A 17,585-nucleotide genomic window follows, 5' to 3' on the forward strand; every position below is an offset into this window, starting at 1 on the left:
TCCGGGGGTGTGGTCGGCGACGTTGTCGACGGGGGAGGTCAGCGGGCGGCGGCGGCGCGCTGGACTCCGGAGAAGGTCAGGCTCAGCGTGGCGGACTTGTTCTGGAAGGTGTTGTCCGCGCTGGTGGGCAGCGTGAGGGTGTAGACGAGGTGGTCGGTGCCGCCGGGGTTCAGGCTGGCGGCGGCGGGGAGGGTGCGGTTGCCGACGGCCGGGCCGGTGCTGATCTGGGTCGGCGTGCCCGAGCAGGTGTAGGTCGGCGCAGACGCGGTGCCGCCCTGGGTCCAGGGCACCGGGCAGGAGCTGAGGGTCAGCTGCAGGCCGTTGAGGGTGTCGGTGGTCAGCACGCTGGGAGCGGGGGCGGCCACGCCGAGGCTGACCGAGGAGAGCGCGGAGTTGCCGTCGTTGATCAGGGTGACCGCGCGGGTCATCGTGTCGCCGGGGACCAGGCCGCTGGCCGAGGTGGTCAGGGCGGTGCCGGAGCTGAGGTTGATCGAGACCGTGCCCGACTGCACCTGGGTGGAGATCGGGGTGGTCGAGTCGGTGAAGGTGCCGAAGGTGCCCAGGCCGGCGACCGCGGCGGCGGTGCCGATGACGGCGAGGGAACCGACGATCTTGCGGGCGGTGGTGGTGCGGGCCGTGGTGCTCATGTCCGGTCGTCTCCTGTGTCCGGCCCGGAGCGGGGTGCTCCCGGCGACACAGACGACTCTGGCCAGCCAACCGCAGGCTCCCCGCCCGCCAACCGCAAGAGATCCGCAACGCTCCCTGGAGGCAGGCGCCGCCTCGGCGGATCAGCGGGGGAGCGTGAGGGTGAACGTGGTGCCCTGGCCCTCGGCGCTGGCGAGCTCGAGGGTCCCGCCGTGGGCGGTGGTGATGGCCTTGGTGATCGCCAGGCCCAGGCCGACGCCGGGCACCGCGTGCCGCCGCGCCGTGGAGGCGCGGAAGAACCGCGCGAACAGCTGCGTCTGCTCCCCGGCGGGGATGCCGATGCCGGTGTCGCTGACGGCCAGCCGGGCGACGGGGACGGCCCCGGCCCGCTCGTCGTCGACGACGGTCCCGTCGGGCGTCCGCCAGGCTGCGTGCAGCGAGAGGGTGACCCGGCCGCCGCGCGGGGTGAACTTCACCGCGTTGGAGACGAGGTTGTCGCAGGCCTGCCCCAGCCGGACGGCGTCACCGCGCACGACGAGGCCGCCGTCGGGCAGCGTCACGGCCACCTCGACCCCGGCCGCGGCGGCGGTCACGCGGGCGGTCTCCTCCGCGGCGCGGACGACGGCGGTCAGGTCGACGTCCTCCGGCTGCAGGCTGAACCGTCCGGCGTCCACCTGGGCGGTGAACAGCAGGTCGCCGACCAGCCGGAGCAGGCGCTGGGCGTTGCGCTCCACCGTGGCGAGGTACTCGCGCGGCTCCTCGCCGAGCTCCGGGTCGTCGAGGACGAGCTCGAGGTAGCCCAGGATCGAGGTCAGCGGCGTGCGCAGCTCGTGGCTGATCAGGCTGACGAACTGGTCCTTCATCCGCTCGGTGGCACGCGCCTCGGTCATGTCCGTGGCGACGAAGTTCCAGCCGGCGTGCGCGCCGCGGTCGTCGGTGCGCGGGGTCACCGCCACCGAGACGGTGAGCTCCTCGCCGCCGCCGGCGACGTAGGTCCAGTCGCGCACGTCGCTGCCCTGCTGCTGGGCGGTGCCCACCAGCGCGGCCAGCCCGCCGCCGGCCTCCTCGAGCTCCTCGGGGAGGTGGAAGTCGGTGATCAGGCGCCGACGGACGACGTCGGCGCGGGGCAGGCCGAGCATCCGCTCCGCACCGGGGTTCCACACGCGGATGACGCCGTCGACGTCGGTGCCGATGATCGACTGCTCGGTGACCGCGTCGATGACGCTCGTCATCGTCTGCGCGCGGGCCTGCAGCATGCGGGCGGCGACGTCGAGCTCCTCGTCGCGGTGCTGCATCTGGGCGACGAGGGCGGCGTTCTCGGCGCGGAGCCGCAGCACCTCCGCCTCGAGGGTCAGCGGGATCTCGGCGGTCGTCATGCGGGCGCTCCGGTGGTCAGCTCGCGCACTCGGGCCGCCAGCCCGGCGACGGAGAAGGGCTTGGGGAGGTAGGCGTCGGCGCCCGCGGCGAGCCCCCGGGCGAGGTCGTCGGACGACGCGCCGGCCGACAGCAGCAGCACCGCGATGCCGGCGGTGGCCGGGTCGGCGCGCAGCGCGGTGCAGACCTCCAGGCCGGTGGCCCCGGGCATGGAGACGTCGAGGACGGCGAGGTCGGGGCGGTCCGCGCGGGCGGTGGCGAGAGCGGTGGTGCCGTCGGGGACGTCGGCGAGCACCGTGCACCCGGCCCGGCGCACCGCCAGGCACACCAGGGCGCGGATGTCGTCCTCGTCGTCGGCGACCAGCACGCGCGGGGGTGCGGTCTGCACGGAGGCGGCTCCTCGATCGGGTCGGCCGGTGCCCCGCGGGCCCGCGCCGGTGGCGTCGTCCCTCGGGACTTCGGCGTCCGCGGGGGTGGCCTGCAGCCCGCCGTGCCCCCGCTCACCCGGGCGGGTGAGCCGCCCGGGACAGCACTGCGCCCCGCCGGGCGGACCCGGCGGGGCGCAGTGTCAGCGGGTGCGGATCAGCTGCGGGTCTGCTGCACCGTCTCCCGCGACTGCTGGGCCTGGCCCTGGACGTCCTGCGCGGCGGACTGGCCCTCCTGCTTCACGGTCTGGGCGGCGTCCTGCGCGGTGGACTTGACCTCCTCGACGGCCTGCTGGGCGGCGGGCTTGAGCTGGTCGCCGATCTCCTGGGCGGCCTGCTTGGCCGGCGCGAGCAGCGCGTCCTTGTTCTCGCGGACGGCCGTCTCGGCCTGCTGGGCCAGCTGCTTCTCCTTCTCCGACGCCGGCAGCAGGCTGGAGACCAGCCAGCCGACACCGAAGGCGATCAGCCCGGCGGCCAGGGGGTTGCCCTGGGTCTGGCGGACGACGGTGTCCGGCGCCTGCTGGACCGCCTGGGCGGCGGACTGGGCGGCGCCCTGCACCGACTCCGCGGCGCTCGATGCCGCGCCCTGCACGCTCCCGACCGCGCTCTGGGCGTGGTGCTGCGCCGTGTACGACGTGTCGTGCGCCGACCCCATCACCGAGGACCGGGCGTTCTGGGCACTCCCCATCACCTTCTCCTTCACACTGGTGATGCGGCCCTTGGCCGCGGTGACCCGCCGGTCCATGACGCGGGCGGGGTTGACCTTCTCGTTGAGGGCGTCGACGTCGTAGCTCAGCTCGCGCTGGGTCTGCTCGATCTGCGCGCGGATGGCGTCCGGGTCGTTGCTCGTGGTCATGTGTCGTACTCCGATGTCTGGGAGGGCCGGGGGCCGCGGGTCAGTTGGGCTTCAGGGCGCCGGGCACCTGCTGGAGGGTGTCCACGGTGCGCTCGGGCTTCGGGTTGACGCGCTTGAGCTGCTTGCGTCCCATCACGAACGCGATGGCGCCGACGATGGCCCAGAGGACGGCCACGATCAGTGCGGACCAGCTGTGGCCCACGAGGTGGTACAGGGCCCACCACAGCGCGATCGAGAGGAACAGCAGCACCATGTAGCCGGCGAAGCCGGCCGCGCCCAGCAGGCCCGCGCCCTTGCCGGCCTTGGTCGCCTCGGCCTTGACCTCCACCTTCGCCAGCTCGATCTCCTGGCGCATCAGGGTGGAGAGGTCCTTGGCGACCTCACCCATCAGCTGACCGACCGAGGTGCCCTCGACATCGGGGCGGCCCTGCTCGGTCATCGGGGTGCCGATGGCGCCGCTGTGCGCGCCGTAGTCCTGGCCCTGCTCGGGTGACACCGCGTAGTTCGAGGAGCCGCCCGGCTCCTGGTATCCCTGCGGTGTCCCGACCGGCGTGGCGCCGGAGTAGGGAGAGCTCATCGGTCAGACCCCCCGGCCCGGCGTGCGGGTGGGGTCGTCCCAGCCGGCCGGGGTGGTCGGGGGGACTGCGGCGCCCTCGGGCGGCACGGTGCCGTACGGGGGCGGCGGGACCGGGGTGGTGCCGGTGGTGGTGGTGCCGGTGTACCCGGCCGTCTCGCCGTAGCCGGTCGTCGTCTCGGTGTAGCCGGAGTAGGCCGGCGTCGGGTCGACGTAGTTGGTCTGCGTGTAGGTGGCCGGCGCGTAGTGCTGCCCGGTCGTGCCCGACGGGCCGGTGTCGCTGTGCGCGGCCTTGACCCCGCTGGTCAGCCGGCCGGCGACGACGCCCGCGAGGGCGGCGCCCAGCAGGAACGTGCCCGGCTTGCGGCGGGCGAAGGAGCGGATCTCGTCGAGCAGGTCGGCCGGCTCACGGTTCTGCAGCCAGGAGGCGAACTCCTCGACCTTGGCCGTGCCCTGCTCCACGAGGTCGCGGGCGGGGCCGGAGGCCGGGGCGTTGCCCTCGACCATGGAGCGCAGCTGCGTGGCGATGTCCTGCAGGCCGGAGGCGGCCTTGCGCTGTGACGTGACCGCCTGCTGGCGGAGCTGGGTGCGGCCCTGCTGGACGAGGTCCTGGGCCTGCGCCTTCGTCTCCTGGGCGACCTGCTTGGCCTGGTCGGCGGCGGTCGAGGCGACCTGGCTGCCGGCCTGCGCGGCGGTCTGGCCCACGTTGCGGGCCTCGTCCTTGGCGACGTCGGTGGTGGAGGCGGAGCTCGAGCCGGTCGTCGTCCCGGTGGTGGTCGTACCGGTGGTCGTCGTACCGGCGGTCGCGCCCGAGCCGGGGGTGGCCGGCGGGGGCGGGAACGGGGTGTCGATGGAGTGAGTCATCGGTCCTCCTGGCGTGGATCGTTGTCGGAGCAGGCGCTACCCGGAGAGCTGATCTTTGACACATGCCGCGTCGACGACCGTCGCCGGTCCACCTGCGCGTATGCCGACTCCCCGTCCCGCCCGGGAGGGAGGACGGGGCGCGGGAAGAGGTCGGCCGCGCGGGGACGGCGTGGGCGGAACGCGGCGGGTGCGACGCTGCGGCGCGCCGCGACCGGCGTCTCCGTTGGCGCCGTGCTTGCAGACATGCCGATACCCGGGGGTGGCGTATCCGAAACGGGCGCCGGTCCGTCGTCGTCATCAAGTAAGGTGAGCCTTTCCTATCTGTTCCGAGGAGACCCGCCATGGCCGACCAGGCCCCGCGTCGCCCGCGCACCCCCCGGCTGGCCACGGTGCTGCGCACCTCCCGCCCGACCCCGCACCTGGTGCGGATCGTCCTGGGCGGGGAGGGGCTGGCCGGCTTCGCCCCCCAGCACGCCGACTCCTACGTCAAGCTCCTGATGCCGCCGCCCGGTGCGCCCTACGCGGCACCGTTCGACGTGGAGCAGGTGCGCGGCGAGCACCCGCCGGAGCTGTGGCCGTCCACCCGCACCTACACCGTCCGTGCCTGGGACGCCGCCGCCGGCGAGCTGACCCTCGACTTCGTCGTGCACGGCGACGAGGGGATCGCCGGGCCGTGGGCGCTGGCCGCCCGGCCGGGGGACGCCGTCCAGTTGATGGGCCCCGGTGGCGCCTACACCCCGGGTCCGGACGTCGACTGGCACCTGCTGGTCGGTGACGAGACGGCGCTGCCGGCCATCGCCGCCTCCCTCGAGCGGCTGCCCGACGGTGCCCGCGCGCGGGTGTTCGTCGAGGTGGCCGAGGCCGCCGACGAGCAGCCCCTGCCGACCTCACCCGAGGTGCAGGTGGAGTGGGTGCACCGAGCCGGCGGTGCCCCGGGCGCGGCGCTGGTCGCCGCGGTCTGCGCCGCCGACCTGCCGGACGGGTCGGTGCAGGTCTTCGTGCACGGGGAGGCCGGCGCGGTCCGGGAGATCCGCCGGTTCCTGCGGGCCGAGCGGGACGTGCCGCGCGAGCTGCTGTCGATCTCCGGCTACTGGCGCCTCGGACGCACCGAGGACCGCTGGCAGTCCGAGAAGCGGGAGTGGAACGCCTCGGTGGAGGCCGAGGAGCAGTCGATCACCGTCGGGTGACGGGCTCGGGAGCATCGCAGCGAGCGCCGGCGAGCGAGGAGCGGACCGGGTCCGGAACCCGACCGATCAGCACCGTCGGGTGACGTCCAGGGGCAGAAACGGCCATTTCTGCCCCTGGACGGTCCGTGTTGCGCGCGGAGTGGCCGCCCCTCAGCCGAGGTCGTCGGTGGCGAAGGTGTCGCACTGCGCCGGGTCGCCGGTCTCGTAGCCGGTGCTGAACCAGCGCTGCCGCTGCTCGGAGCTGCCGTGGCTGAAGGCGTCCTGGTCGACCGTGCCGCCGCCCAGGTTCTCCTGGATGAAGTCGTCGCCGATGCGCGCGGCCGCGTCGAGAGCGCGGGCGATGTCGTCCGCGGTGATCTCCTCGATGAGCGGCGCGCCGGAGTCGTCCGGCACTGTCTCGGCGTGGTTGGCCCAGGCGCCGGCGTAGCAGTCGGCCTGCAGCTCGAGCCGTACGGTGCCGCTCAGCGGACCGGTGATGCCGGGGGTGACCTGCTGGTTGGTGCCGAGCAGGTTCTGCACGTGGTGGGCGTACTCGTGGGCGATCACGTAGGCGTTGACGAAGAGCCCGCCCTGTGCGCCGAACTGCGACTGCAGCTGGTCGAAGAAGGACAGGTCGATGTAGACGAGCTGGTCGCCCGGGCAGTAGAAGGGCCCGGAGCCGCTCGTCGCGCCGCCGCAGCTGGTCTGCGTGGAGCCGTTGAAGAACACGGTGGTGGTCGGCTGGTAGCGGCTGCCGAGCACCTGACCCCAGTAGTCCTGGATCGACTCGATGTCGGCGACGACGGCGCAGTCGACCGACTCGTTGGCGTCGGCGCCGGACCGGCAGCTCTGGTCGAGCTGGGCGTTGTCGACCGTCTCGTCCTGCCCCAGCCCGGCCAGCCCGCCGAGGGCCGCGCCGGTGCCGCCGTCCCCGCCGCCCAGCAGCTGGAACAGCACCAGGACGACGACACCGACCAGGCCCAGCCCGCCGCCACCGACGGCCAGCCCGCGGCCGCCACCGAGCCGGCCGCCGCCGCCCCGGCGGTCCTGCACGCCCGACGTGTCGAGATCGGCGCCCTCGCGGTACCTCATCCTCCGAAGACCTCCTGGTCGGGTTCGGACATGGCGAACCGGACCTCGACCGCCCCCAGCACCTCCTGGGGTGCCGGCGCGAGGTCGAGCCGGAGCTCCTCCGAGCCGAACCGTGCCATCGCGGCGAGGGGTGCCGCGAATCGGGGCGACGAGCCGGACAGCCCGACGTCACTGATCTCCAGCAGGGCGGTCAGGCGCGCACCCACGGCCGCGGCGTACTGCCGGGCCCGGTGCACGGCGTCCTGGACGGCGGCCAGCCGGGCCCGCTCCACCACCGCGCTGCCGGGGCGCAGCCGCCAGTCCGGGCCGGAGACGGCGACGTCGGGCAGCCGGCCCAGCGCGACGACGAGCTCGCCGACCGCGTCGAGCCGCGCCACCGTCACGGAGGTGGTCAGCGAGGCCACGGAGTCGTCGCGGCCGCCGTCCCGCCGGTACGGGTAGACCGCCAGCCCGGCGGTCTCCACCGCCTCCACCGCCGCACCGGCCGCGTCGAGCACGGCGGTGACCGCGGCCTGGCCGGCGCGGCACCGCTCCAGCGCGGTCTGCCGGTCCCGGGCCCGGGCGGTGACGGTCACGACGACCGCGGCGATCTCGGGGTCGACCACCAGCCGGGCCTCGCCGCGCACGGCGACCTGCGGAACGCTCATCGCTCAGGCCCGCTCGGGCGCCTCCCCGCCGTCCCGCGTCCCGCTCGGGGCCTCCTTGCTCGGCTGCTCGGCCGGCTCGTCGCGGAGGAAGAGATACCAGTACGAGGTGCCGACGAAGACGACGGCGCCGACCAGGTTGCCTGCCCCGGCGAGCAGCCAGTTGACCACCGTGTCGCCCCACCCGACACCGGGGACGCCGGCGAAGACCGCGGCCGGGAGGAAGAACATGTTGGCCACCACGTGGTCGAAGCCCATCGCGACGAAGGCCATGACCGGGAAGAAGACCGCCAGGATCTTGCCCGAGACGCTGCTGGCCGACAGCGACATCCAGACGGCCAGGCAGACCAGCCAGTTGCAGCCGACGCCGCGGAGGAACGTCTCCCAGGCGGTGTGCCCGGTCGCCTTGCCCTCGGCGATCTCGGCCAGCCGCTCGAAGGTCAGCGCGGCGTTGCCGGCGCTGTCCGGGTCGCCGATGACGCCGGTGGACACGGCGAGGAAGTAGGCGACGAACACCGCACCCAGCAGGTTGCCGAGCAGCACCAGGGTGAGGTTCTTGGCGACGTCGCCGAGGCCGATCCGGCCCTGCATGGCGCCCAGCGGCACCAGCAGCATGTTGCCGGTGGCCAGGTCCGAGCCGGCGATCAGCACCAGGACCAGCCCGAGGGTGAAGGCCGCACCCATGAAGAGGGTCGGCAGGGTGCCCCACTGGCCGGCGTCCAGGCCGGAGGAGACGGTGATCGCGACCAGGGCACCGAAGGCGATGTAGGCGCCGCCGAGGAACGCGCTGACCAGGACGCGGTCCCACGTCCGGTGGATCTTCTTCGCCCCGGTCTCGCTGGCCACCTGGGCCATCTCTGCCGGTTGCCGTGCGGTCATCGGCACCTCCACGGGGGCGTGGGCTGGGGGATCGAACGGTAGTGGCTCGCACTGCGTCCGGCGCTCCGACGACGTCGTGCGACCCCCGGGCGGGGGCGGCGATCTAGGGTCGTCGGACACCCCAACGAGCCGGGAGAGCACATGGCCGTCTCCAACCGCGTCCGCAGCGCACTCACCACGACGGTGCTGGCGACCGCGGCCACCGGGTTCCTCGCCGGCTGCGGTGCGGACGACGACGAGCAGGACGAGCAGGTCGCTTACTGCACCGACGAGGACGGCGAGATCGTCGACGACGACTTCTGCGACGACGGCTACCGCGGCGGCGGGCTGTTCTTCCTCTACCTCGGCGGCTTCCGGCCCGGCCTGCCGCTGGGCACCGTGCTGCCCAGCGGCGGCACCCGGATCAACCCCACCGACAGCGCGGCGCGGCAGCGGGCCGGCCTGCCCTCCACCGGCAAGGTGACCGGCGGCACGCGGGTCACCGGGGGCATCGGCTCGGGCACGGGCGGCCGCGTCGGCACCGCCGGCGGCTGAGCCGTGAGGAGGGTCGAGGGCGGCGTCGTCCGGCCCGGGTGGGAGGCCGAGATCGAGGCGCAGGGCCTGGTCTACAACCGGACGACGACGCCCGGCGGCGAGGAGCGCAGCTACTGGCGCGAGGGCCCGTTCTACGACTTCACGATGGCCGAGATCGAGCGGCTGGAGGGCTGGGTCGCCCAGCTGTTCGGCATGTGCGAGGCCGCCGGCGACCACGTGATCGAGCACGACCTGTTCGACCGCATGGGCATCCCGCCGATCGCCCGCCCGGAGATCCGCCGCACCTGGGAGGTCGAGCCGCCCAGCGTCTACGGCCGCTTCGACCTGCGCTACGACGGCCAGGGCCCGCCGAAGCTGCTGGAGTTCAACGCCGACACCCCGACCGGCCTGGTCGAGTCCGCCGTCACGCAGTGGAACTGGCACCTGTTCACCGGCCAGGGGACCGACCAGTGGAACGCGCTGCACGAGCGGCTGGTCGCCGCGTGGCAGCGCAACCTGCTCCGGTGGGAGCGGCGGACCGGCGTCCGGCCGCGGGTGCACCTGGCCTGGACGTCGGAGGAGCACTCCGGTGAGGACCGGATGACCGTCGCCTACCTCATGGACACCGTCGTGCAGGCGGGGTACGAGGCGATCGAGCTGGTCGTCGAGGACATCGCGCTCGACGACGGCGACGGCCGCTTCTACGACCCGCAGGGCCGCCACCTCGACGTCGCCTTCAAGCTCTACCCCTGGGAGTGGCTGATCGAGGACGAGTTCGGAGCCGCCGTCCTCGCCGACGCCGCCCGGCCCGGCGGCACCACCTGGGTGGAGCCGGCCTACAAGATGCTGTGGAGCACCAAGGCGCTGCTGCCGGTGCTCTGGCAGCTGTTCGGCGGTGACGCCGCGCTCCGCGACCTGCTGCTGCCGGCCTACTTCGCCGACGAGCTGCCGTCGTCCTGGCGGGAGTACGTCCGCAAGCCGCTGTGGGGCCGGGAGGGCGCGAACGTGGCGATCGTCCGGGACGGCGCCGTGGTCACCGAGCAGCCCGGCCGGTACGGCACCGAGGGCTTCGTCGTCCAGGAGTTCGCGCCGCTGCCGGACTTCCCCGGCGTCGACGGCCCGCACCACCCGGTGCTCGGCGCCTGGGTGGTCGACGGCGAGCCGGCCGGGCTGGGCATCCGGGAGAGCGACGGGCTGATCACCGACAACCTGAGCTGGTTCGTCCCGCACACCATCGACTTCGCCGCTCCGGAGGCCGGGCGCCGGCGTCCGGCCTAGGGTCGCGGCCATGCCGCTGGAGGGTGAGTACGAACCGAGCACGCAGGGCTGGGTCCGGGAGCAGGTCGAGCGCTACGAGGCGACCGGCGGGCGCGAGGCCAACACGCTGCGCGACACCGGCATCCCCATCGCCGTCTTCTGGACCCGCGGGGCGAAGTCGGGGAAGGTCCGCAAGAACGGGCTGATGCGGGTCGAGCACGACGGTGCGTACGCGATGGTGGCCTCGGTCGGGGGAGCGCCCAAGGACCCGGCGTGGGTGGCCAACGTGCGCGCGTTCCCGGACCAGGTGACCGTGCAGGACGGCCCCGAGCCGTGGGACGGCGTGGCCCGCGAGGTCGCCGGCGAGGAGCGCGAGCAGTGGTGGCAGCGGGCGGTCGAGGTCTACCCGGCGTACGAGCAGTACGCCCGGAGGACCGACCGGGAGATCCCCGTCTTCGTCGTCGAGCGGCGCCCCTGACCGCCCCCGGGTGGGAGTGAGTTGGGAAGGCTGCCCTAAGTTCTCCCGGGTGCCGGAGGGGCCGGCGGACCGGGAGGACGACTGTGCAGGGGATGGGGCGGTACCGCCGGGCGGCGGCCGCGGTGACGGCGGGCCTGGTGCTCGCCGGCTGCGGCGCGGAGGACGGCGGGACGGCGGAGCCGCAGGCCACGGCGGAGACCCGCACCGTCGAGCACGCGCTGGGGACGACGGAGATCGAGGGGACCCCGGAGCGGGTCGTCGTCCTGGACACCGGCGAGCTGGACGCGGTCCTGGCCCTCGGCGTGACGCCGGTCGGGTCGGTCCGCACCGACGTCAGCGACGCGCTGCCGGCCTACATCGAGGACGCCGGCACCGACCCCACCCGGATCGCGAACGTCGGCACCATCGCCGAGCCGGACCTGGAGGCGATCGCGGCGCTGGAGCCCGACCTCATCCTGTCCAACGCGGTCCGGCACACCGACGTCTACGAGCAGCTGTCGGCGCTCGCGCCCACGGTGTTCGCCGAGGCGGTCGGGGAGACCTGGCAGGAGAACCTGCGCCTGGCCGGCGAGGCCCTCGGGCGGACCGAGGAGGCCGAGGAGCTGCTCGCCGCGCACGAGGAGCGGGCGGCGGAGGTCGGCGCCCTGTTCGGCGACCCGGCGGCGACCGAGGTGAGCATCGTGCGCTTCCTCGACGGCTCCGCGGTGCGGCTCTACGGCGAGGGCTCCTTCATCGGCGCGATGCTGGCCGACGTCGGCTTCGCCCGGCCGGCGGTCCAGCGGACCGCGGAGACCTTCGTCGAGGTCGGCCCCGAGGAGATCGGGCAGGCCGACGGCGATCTGGTCTTCTCCGCCGCCTACGGCCAGGACGGTCAGACCGCGGCCGCGCAGATCACCGGCGGCGGCCTGTGGCAGGGGCTGTCCGCCGTCGAGCAGGGGCGGGCCTTCGAGGTGGACGACGACCGCTGGTTCCTCGCGATCGGCCCGCTCGGCGCCTCGCTGGTGCTCGACGACCTCGAGCAGTTCGCCGGCCGGCTGCAGAGCTGAGCCCGGTCAGCCCGCCAGCTCGTCGGTGATCCGCCGGGCCAGCGAGCCGGCCAGCTCCTCGTCGCCGCGGGCCCGCGCGGCGAGCAGGCCCCAGCCGAGGTCGGCGACCCAGCGCGACCGGGTGGTCCACGCGGTCACCGACGAGGTGGGCAGCAGCTCCGCCCGGGCGGCGGTGGCCACCTCGTTGAGCTGGACGAGGCTGTCGTGCAGTCGCGCGTCGGCCCGGGACCCCGCCGGTGCCCCGGCCGCGGCCAGCGCGGCGTCGGCCGTGGCGCGGACCGCACCGGGCAGCCGCCGGCTGCCCGCCCGGGGGAGGAGCGACAGCCCGACCGCCACGGCGAGCGCGACGCCGACGGCCGTCTCGGCCAGCCGCTCGCCGATCAGGTCGGCACCGGAGCGGCCGGGCACGCCGATGTGCACGAGCATCAGCACCAGGGGCGTGATCAGCGAGACGGCGAGCACGTACTGGTGCGCGATGAGCAGCTCGACGCCCAGCTGGAGGAGCGCGACGAGCGCGATCTCCACGGCCACGGGCAGGTCCAGCCAGATGAGCAGCCCGGCGAGGAGCACGCCGAGGACCGTGCCGGTCGCCCGGTGCAGAGCGCGCGTCCGGGTGGCCCGCGCGTCGGTGCCCAGCTGCACCCCGACCGCGGTGGTCGCCGCCCAGTAGGGGCTGTGCAGTCCCAGCGCGGTGGCGGTGAGCCCGGCCGCGGCGGCGCCGATCCCGATCCGCAGGCCGGTGGCCGCCCACGGGGTGTGCCACCAGTGGGAGGCGCCGGGCGCGGTGTCCGGAGCCGGGACGGGGGAGCCGCCCTCCGCCGCCGGCAGCGCCCGCATGAACCGCTGTTCCACGTCGTCGAGCCGGGCGCGCAGCGATCCGTCGTCGCCTCGCCGGCTGCCGCCCCGGACGGCGGCGTCGGCCACGCGGATCGCGCGCGCCACGGCTCCGGGGCGCTGGGTGCGCAGCTCTCCGCGCTCCGTCGCCCCGACCGCGGCCTCCGCCGCGACCAGTGCCCGCCGTTCGGGGCCGGTCGGGTCCCACAGCCAGGGCAGCATGCAGCCGGCCCAGGCGAGGGCGGCGCCACCGGCGGCGGCCAGGGCGTGCCAGCCCAGGTCCGCCGGGCCGGTGCCCAGCGCGCTGGACCCGCCGGCGACCAGCACGAGGCCCAGCGACCCGGGTGGGCCGACCCGCCACAGCACCGTGGCGGCGGCCGCCACGGCGGCCAGCGCCCCCAGCAGCAGCGACAGGAGCACCGGGTGCCCGCCCGCGAGCGCGCCCAGCGTGCTCGCCGCGGTGCACGCGACCGCCACGGCGGCGACCACCCCCGCCCGCCGCCGGTAGGGCAGCGCGTGCCCGTAGACGGCGGTGAACGCGGCCAGCGCCGCCGCGGACCCCAGGTCGGTCCGGCCCGCCGCCGCCCCGAGGGCGAGCGGCAACGTCATGGCGACGGCGGCGGTGACCCCCCGCCGGCCTCCGGTCTGCCACAGCGCGGACAGCGCGGGCAGCGGTGGACCGAGCAGGTGGGGGCGCACCCGCCGCACGCGGGAACCGGGGGCGGACACACCTCCATCGTCGCCTGTCTTGTGGCCCCGTCCCGGGCCCCGCCCTGAGCTGGCGAAAGGTGGGGAGGACGGGGTCCTTCTAGAACCCGGCGACGCCGTGCGGTGTGTAGGGCTCCTCCAGCCGGGCGACCTCCTCCTCGGTGAGCTGCAGGTCGACGGCGGCGACCGCGTCGTCGAGGTGGGCGTCCTTGGTGACGCCGACGATCGGCGCGGTGACCACCGGCTTGGCCAGCACCCACGCCAGCGCCACCTGCGCCCGCGGGACCTCGCGCGCGGCGGCCACCTCGGCGACCCGGTCGACGATCGCCCGGTCACTGCTCTCGTCGTACAGCCGCCGGCCGAAGTCGTCCTGCTCGGACCGGTTGGTGACCTCGCCCCAGTCGCGGGTGAGCCGGCCCCGGGCCAGCGGACTCCACGGGATGACGCCGATGCCCTGGTCGGCGCAGAGCGGGTGCATCTCCCGCTCCTCCTCGCGGTTGAGCAGGTTGTAGTGGTCCTGCATCGACACGAAGCGGTGCCAGCCGTGCTCGCCGGCGAGGTACAGCGCCTTGCTGAACTGCCAGGCCCACATGGACGACGCACCCAGGTATCGCGCCTTCCCCGACCGCACCGCGGAGTCCAGCGCCTCGAGCGTCTCCTCGATCGGCGTGTGCGGGTCCCAGCGGTGGATCTGGTACAGGTCCACGTAGTCGGTGCCCAGCCGGCGCAGGCTGTCCTCCAGCTCGCGCAGGATGGCCTTCCGCGACAGCCCGCCGCCGTTCGGGCCGGGGCGCATCCGCCCGTGCACCTTGGTCGCGAGGACGACGTCCTCCCGGTCGGTGAAGTCGCGGATCGCCCGGCCGGTGATCTCCTCGCTCGACCCGGCCGAGTAGACGTTCGCGGTGTCGAAGAAGGTGATGCCGGCGGCGACCGCCTTCTCGATCAGCCGGCGGCTGTCGTCCTCCGGCAGACTCCACGGGCTCATGCCCCGGCCCGGCTCGCCGAAGCTCATCATCCCCAGGCAGATCCGCGAGACCTGCAGGCCGGTGCTGCCCAGACGCGTGTACTCCATGGACCCAGCCAACTCCGCCGACCGGGCCGCGGCCACCGCGGGGGTGGGTCACGGGAGGGCGGCCGCGACCTGCGGGAGGGCGGCGGCGACCGCGTCGGGGAAGGCGGTGAACGGGGCGGCGTCCAGCCGGCGCCGCGCGCCCGTGCCGGTCCACCGCCAGGTGCCGACCACCCGGCCGCCGGCGACGACGGTCGGCCGGAAGACACCGTTGCGGCCGGGCACGATCCGCTCGGCGAACTCGGGCGGCACCGCGCAGCTGCGGTCGGCGTAGCCGAGCACGAACTCGTCGAAGCCGGGCAGGAGGAGCAGCCGCCGCGCGTCGGCTCGCGAGGCGGCCAGCACGTCGGGCGTCTCCGGTGCCATGAGGTGCTCGCGGCCGTCGACCTCGAGGACGGCCAGCCGGTCCCGGACGGCGGCCAGCCCGGCGCGGACGTCGCCCATCGGCAGCCCCGCCCAGCGCGCGAGGTCGGCGATCGTGGCCGGGCCGTGGCCGGTGAAGTACCGCAGCGCCAGCTCGGCCAGTGCCTCCTCGCGGTCGAGGCGGCGGGGGCTGGGCACCCACTCGTCGAGCAGCACGAACAGCTGCTCCCCGCCGTCGAGCGGCCCGAGGCAGAGCGTGCCGGTCTGGGCGAGGAACCAGAGCAGGTGGTAGCCGCGCTGGCCCGTGGTCGGGACGCCGCCGTCGGCGATCGCGGCGAGCAGTTCGCGGCGGCCCATCCGCCCGCCGCCGGCCAGCGCCGAGGTGACCGCCTCCCGGGCCCGCTCCGCCTCGGCGTCGGTGAGGTCCAGCGCCGCCCGTCGCTGCGCCGCCCCGGCCAGCACCCGCGGGCCGAGCGCCTCCAGCAGCCAGTGCAGGTCCTCGGCGGCCACCAGGTGCAGCGTGCCGCGCATCGGCCAGGAGCGGACGACGTCGCCTGCGTCCAGCGCGGCCTCCACCGCGGCCCGGGAGCGCTCCGCCGTCCGCAGGGCCACCGAGGTCAGCGCGCCCGGGAGGTCCTGGCCCTGCACGCAGGTCAGCCGGCGGACGACGGCGCCCGGCGTCGGCAGCGGCGGGCCGGCCAGCCGCTGGGCCACCAGCCGGAGCAGCGCGAGGTCGGTCTCCGGGTCCACGACCGGGAGCCTGTCATCGGGATACGACGATCGGTGCCGTCAGCGCAGCAGGTGCACGTAGACCATGCCCTCGGCGTCGGGCTCGGTGGTCAGCGGGCGGAACCCGGCGGCGGCCGCGGCGCGCAGGCTGGCGGCGTTGTCCGGCTCGATGCCGAGCACGAACTGCTCGACGTCGGCGGTCTCGGGGGCCTCGACCAGCGCGGTCAGGGCCGCCCGGCCGTACCCCTGGCCGGTCAGGGCGGGGTCGACGACGTAGGCCGCGCCCATCGTGCGGCGCGCGTCCTCGTCCAGCACCCGCTCCCGCTCCGCGTCCCAGGTGGTCCACCGGTCGTAGACGTCGCCGCCGATCTGCGCGACCACCCGGTCGGTGTCGTCCAGGACGACGAAGGAGTGCGCGCGCAGCACGCGCCGCCCGCGGAACTCCTCGTCGCGCGCCGCCGTGCGGAGGGCCAGCTCCCGCTCCGGCCACTCGCGGCCGCCGAGCCGGTGCTGCACCTCGGGGGCGTCGAACCAGGGCAGGACGGCGACCAGGTGCTCGGGCTGGAAGGGGACGAGCCGGACCGTCGGCTGCGGGGGCACACGGCCACCCTGCCGCCGGGTCCGGCGGCGTGCACGCCGGCGGCCCGGACGCTCGACGCCGAGCGCCCGGGCCGCCGGGAGGGTGCTACGCCCGGTCCCACCAGAGCCGGCCGCGGCCGGCGGCCAGCAGCAGCCCGGCGGCCACCGCCAGGACGCCGGCCGCGGCCGCCACCGGCCCGGTGGACGCCGTCGACGACGTCGGCCGGGTCACGACCGCCTGCGGGGTGCCCGTCCCGCACGCGTCACCGGGGCCCGTACCGCCGGCCGGGTCGGCACCGGACCGGGCGGTACCGGTCCGGCCGCCGCCGGTCGCCGGGTGGGTGTCGCCACCGGGCACGCGGGTGGCCCCGGACGAGGCACCCGGGCCGGCACAGTCGCCGTCGAGGCCGCCGGCGGGAGGAGCACCGGTGCCGCTCAGGCCGGTGCCGCCGCTGGAGGCACCGGTGTCGCCGGAGCCGGCACCGGCGTCGCTGCCTCCGGAGCCGATGCCGGAAGCGCCGTCGGTGCCTCCGGAGCCGGAGCCCGGGCTGCTGCCGCCGGTACCGCCGGGCAGCGGCAGGGTCACCGTGGTCGGCCGACCCTCGTCGAGGGCGACCGGCAGCTGCACGACGGTGCCCGGCGAGGGCGTGCCGCCGGTGCCGCCGATGGTCACGGTGTCCTCGAGGTCGAGCAGGAGGCCCCCGCCCGGCCCGGTGCCGACCGGGTCGGTCAGGTCGACGTCGACGGTGCCGCCGGTCAGCGGGTCGCCGTCCAGGACCTCGCCGAGGTCCCCGGTGACGATCGGCAGGGTCACCGTCGTCCCGGCCGTCCCGCCGCCGGAGGTGTTCACCGGGACGGTGACCGTGAGGCCGTCCGCCGGGTCCGGCGGGGCGTCGTCGGCCTCGGTGACCCACACCGGGACGCTGACGCCCTCCTCGCCGAGGACGGTCGTCCCCGCTGCGGTGTGCGTGTCGACCGGGAGCTCGACGCCGTTCCCGGCGCCGGAGCCCACGGTCAGGTCCTCGCCGGTGCCGGTGACCACCGGCGTGGGGAGGACGGTGCCGTCGTGCACGGGGACGGTGGCGGTGGCCCCGAGCATGCCGGCGGTCAGGTCGTTCTCGTCGGCTGCGGCGACACCCGCCCCGGCGGCCAGCAGGCCCCCGGTGAGCAGGGCCGTGCGCAGGCCGCGCTGAACCCATCTGTTCATGGCTGTTCCTTCTCCGGTTCCGAGTGGACCGGTCCCGGACGGGACCGGTGAAGTGCCGTGCCGGCTGCGCGAGCCGGCCGGGCGCACTCAGTCGGGGGAGAAGGAGGGGTCGGCGGCGACGTCGCCGACCGCGTCGCGGGCGGCGGCGGAGCGCGTGCCGGCCGCGCCGAGGACGGCGTCGGTGGGGTCGGCGGGCAGCGTGGCGCTGCCGGCGTCGGGACCCGGCGCGGACGTGCCGGCGGACCCGGCGGGCGCCGGGACGGCCGGCGGGGGGCCGGGGAGG

At 75.3% G+C, this 17,585-nt stretch carries 20 protein-coding genes; 5 read left to right on the forward strand and 15 right to left on the reverse strand.

From position 1 onward, the window contains the following. Positions 1 to 38: 38 nt before the first annotated feature. From MY520_RS07545 to MY520_RS07570, 6 genes are all read right to left on the reverse strand, one after another. Entirely contained in the window at positions 39 to 647 is a 609-nt protein-coding gene (locus tag MY520_RS07545) for a TasA family protein (protein WP_436691463.1), read from the reverse strand. A gap of 141 nt (positions 648 to 788) precedes the next feature. Beyond that, a complete protein-coding gene (locus MY520_RS07550) occupies positions 789 to 2,021 on the reverse strand; it encodes a sensor histidine kinase (RefSeq protein ID WP_436691466.1) in 1,233 nt (410 codons plus the stop codon). Next, positions 2,018 to 2,407, reverse strand: coding sequence for a response regulator transcription factor (locus MY520_RS07555; protein ID WP_436691467.1), 390 nt, complete (start codon positions 2,405 to 2,407; stop codon positions 2,018 to 2,020). Before MY520_RS07555 ends, MY520_RS07550 begins: the two co-directional genes overlap by 4 nt. Before the next feature lie 194 nt (positions 2,408 to 2,601). Continuing rightward, the gene (locus MY520_RS07560) at positions 2,602 to 3,300 is read right to left on the reverse strand and encodes a DUF3618 domain-containing protein (protein WP_436691468.1); all 699 of its coding nucleotides are present in this window, start codon (positions 3,298 to 3,300) and stop codon (positions 2,602 to 2,604) included. 40 nt (positions 3,301 to 3,340) lie between these two features. Beyond that, positions 3,341 to 3,877: a phage holin family protein gene (locus tag MY520_RS07565; protein ID WP_436691469.1), complete on the reverse strand. Its 537-nt coding sequence runs from the start codon at positions 3,875 to 3,877 to the stop codon at positions 3,341 to 3,343. Positions 3,878 to 3,880: 3 nt separating this feature from the next. Then, on the reverse strand, positions 3,881 to 4,738 hold the full coding sequence (locus MY520_RS07570; RefSeq protein ID WP_436691470.1) for a hypothetical protein: 858 nt from the start codon (positions 4,736 to 4,738) through the stop codon (positions 3,881 to 3,883). A gap of 341 nt (positions 4,739 to 5,079) precedes the next feature. Here MY520_RS07570 and MY520_RS07575 point away from each other — a divergent pair, with 341 nt between their 5' ends. Next, positions 5,080 to 5,925: a siderophore-interacting protein gene (locus MY520_RS07575; RefSeq protein ID WP_436691471.1), complete on the forward strand. Its 846-nt coding sequence runs from the start codon at positions 5,080 to 5,082 to the stop codon at positions 5,923 to 5,925. 150 nt (positions 5,926 to 6,075) lie between these two features. On the opposite strand, the gene ypfJ is transcribed toward MY520_RS07575, so the two are convergent. Genes ypfJ through MY520_RS07590 form a run of 3 tightly spaced genes read right to left on the reverse strand, consistent with a single transcriptional unit; the run spans position 6,076 to position 8,519 of the window. Then, the gene (gene ypfJ / locus MY520_RS07580; RefSeq protein WP_436691472.1) at positions 6,076 to 6,996 is read right to left on the reverse strand and encodes a KPN_02809 family neutral zinc metallopeptidase; all 921 of its coding nucleotides are present in this window, start codon (positions 6,994 to 6,996) and stop codon (positions 6,076 to 6,078) included. Then, entirely contained in the window at positions 6,993 to 7,643 is a 651-nt protein-coding gene (locus MY520_RS07585; RefSeq protein ID WP_436691473.1) for an SIMPL domain-containing protein, read from the reverse strand. Before MY520_RS07585 ends, ypfJ begins: the two co-directional genes overlap by 4 nt. 3 nt (positions 7,644 to 7,646) lie before the next feature. Continuing rightward, positions 7,647 to 8,519, reverse strand: a complete 873-nt coding sequence (locus MY520_RS07590; protein WP_436691474.1) for a formate/nitrite transporter family protein — start codon at positions 8,517 to 8,519, stop codon at positions 7,647 to 7,649. A gap of 141 nt (positions 8,520 to 8,660) precedes the next feature. Here MY520_RS07590 and MY520_RS07595 point away from each other — a divergent pair, with 141 nt between their 5' ends. From MY520_RS07595 to MY520_RS07610, 4 genes are all read left to right on the forward strand, one after another. Beyond that, positions 8,661 to 9,053 carry a hypothetical protein gene (locus MY520_RS07595; RefSeq protein ID WP_436691475.1) on the forward strand — a complete coding sequence of 131 codons (393 nt, stop codon included), beginning with the start codon at positions 8,661 to 8,663 and terminating at the stop codon, positions 9,051 to 9,053. Positions 9,054 to 9,056: 3 nt separating this feature from the next. Continuing rightward, positions 9,057 to 10,310: a glutathionylspermidine synthase family protein gene (locus MY520_RS07600; protein ID WP_436691476.1), complete on the forward strand. Its 1,254-nt coding sequence runs from the start codon at positions 9,057 to 9,059 to the stop codon at positions 10,308 to 10,310. 10 nt (positions 10,311 to 10,320) lie between these two features. Then, entirely contained in the window at positions 10,321 to 10,767 is a 447-nt protein-coding gene (locus MY520_RS07605; RefSeq protein ID WP_436691477.1) for a nitroreductase family deazaflavin-dependent oxidoreductase, read from the forward strand. 92 nt (positions 10,768 to 10,859) lie between these two features. Continuing rightward, positions 10,860 to 11,813: an ABC transporter substrate-binding protein gene (locus MY520_RS07610; protein WP_436691478.1), complete on the forward strand. Its 954-nt coding sequence runs from the start codon at positions 10,860 to 10,862 to the stop codon at positions 11,811 to 11,813. Between the two features lie 6 nt (positions 11,814 to 11,819). Here the strand turns inward: MY520_RS07610 and MY520_RS07615 are convergent, their stop codons facing one another. The 6 genes from MY520_RS07615 to MY520_RS07640 form a co-directional block, all read right to left on the reverse strand. Then, positions 11,820 to 13,376 carry an FUSC family protein gene (locus MY520_RS07615; RefSeq protein WP_436691479.1) on the reverse strand — a complete coding sequence of 519 codons (1,557 nt, stop codon included), beginning with the start codon at positions 13,374 to 13,376 and terminating at the stop codon, positions 11,820 to 11,822. 79 nt (positions 13,377 to 13,455) lie between these two features. After that, positions 13,456 to 14,427 carry an aldo/keto reductase gene (locus tag MY520_RS07620; protein WP_436691480.1) on the reverse strand — a complete coding sequence of 324 codons (972 nt, stop codon included), beginning with the start codon at positions 14,425 to 14,427 and terminating at the stop codon, positions 13,456 to 13,458. A 48-nt stretch (positions 14,428 to 14,475) separates the two neighbouring features. Next, positions 14,476 to 15,537: a winged helix DNA-binding domain-containing protein gene (locus tag MY520_RS07625; RefSeq protein ID WP_436691481.1), complete on the reverse strand. Its 1,062-nt coding sequence runs from the start codon at positions 15,535 to 15,537 to the stop codon at positions 14,476 to 14,478. A gap of 39 nt (positions 15,538 to 15,576) precedes the next feature. Next, complete coding sequence (locus tag MY520_RS07630) at positions 15,577 to 16,116, reverse strand: GNAT family N-acetyltransferase (protein WP_436691482.1); 540 nt, start codon at positions 16,114 to 16,116, stop codon at positions 15,577 to 15,579. Positions 16,117 to 16,201: 85 nt separating this feature from the next. Then, positions 16,202 to 17,302, reverse strand: a complete 1,101-nt coding sequence (locus MY520_RS07635) for a hypothetical protein (RefSeq protein ID WP_436691483.1) — start codon at positions 17,300 to 17,302, stop codon at positions 16,202 to 16,204. An 87-nt stretch (positions 17,303 to 17,389) separates the two neighbouring features. After that, the coding region (locus tag MY520_RS07640; protein ID WP_436691484.1) for a hypothetical protein at positions 17,390 to 17,585 on the reverse strand (196 nt) is incomplete at its 5' end.

The sequence above is a fragment of the Geodermatophilus sp. CPCC 205506 genome (assembly GCF_051383635.1).
Taxonomy (GTDB): domain Bacteria; phylum Actinomycetota; class Actinomycetes; order Mycobacteriales; family Geodermatophilaceae; genus Geodermatophilus.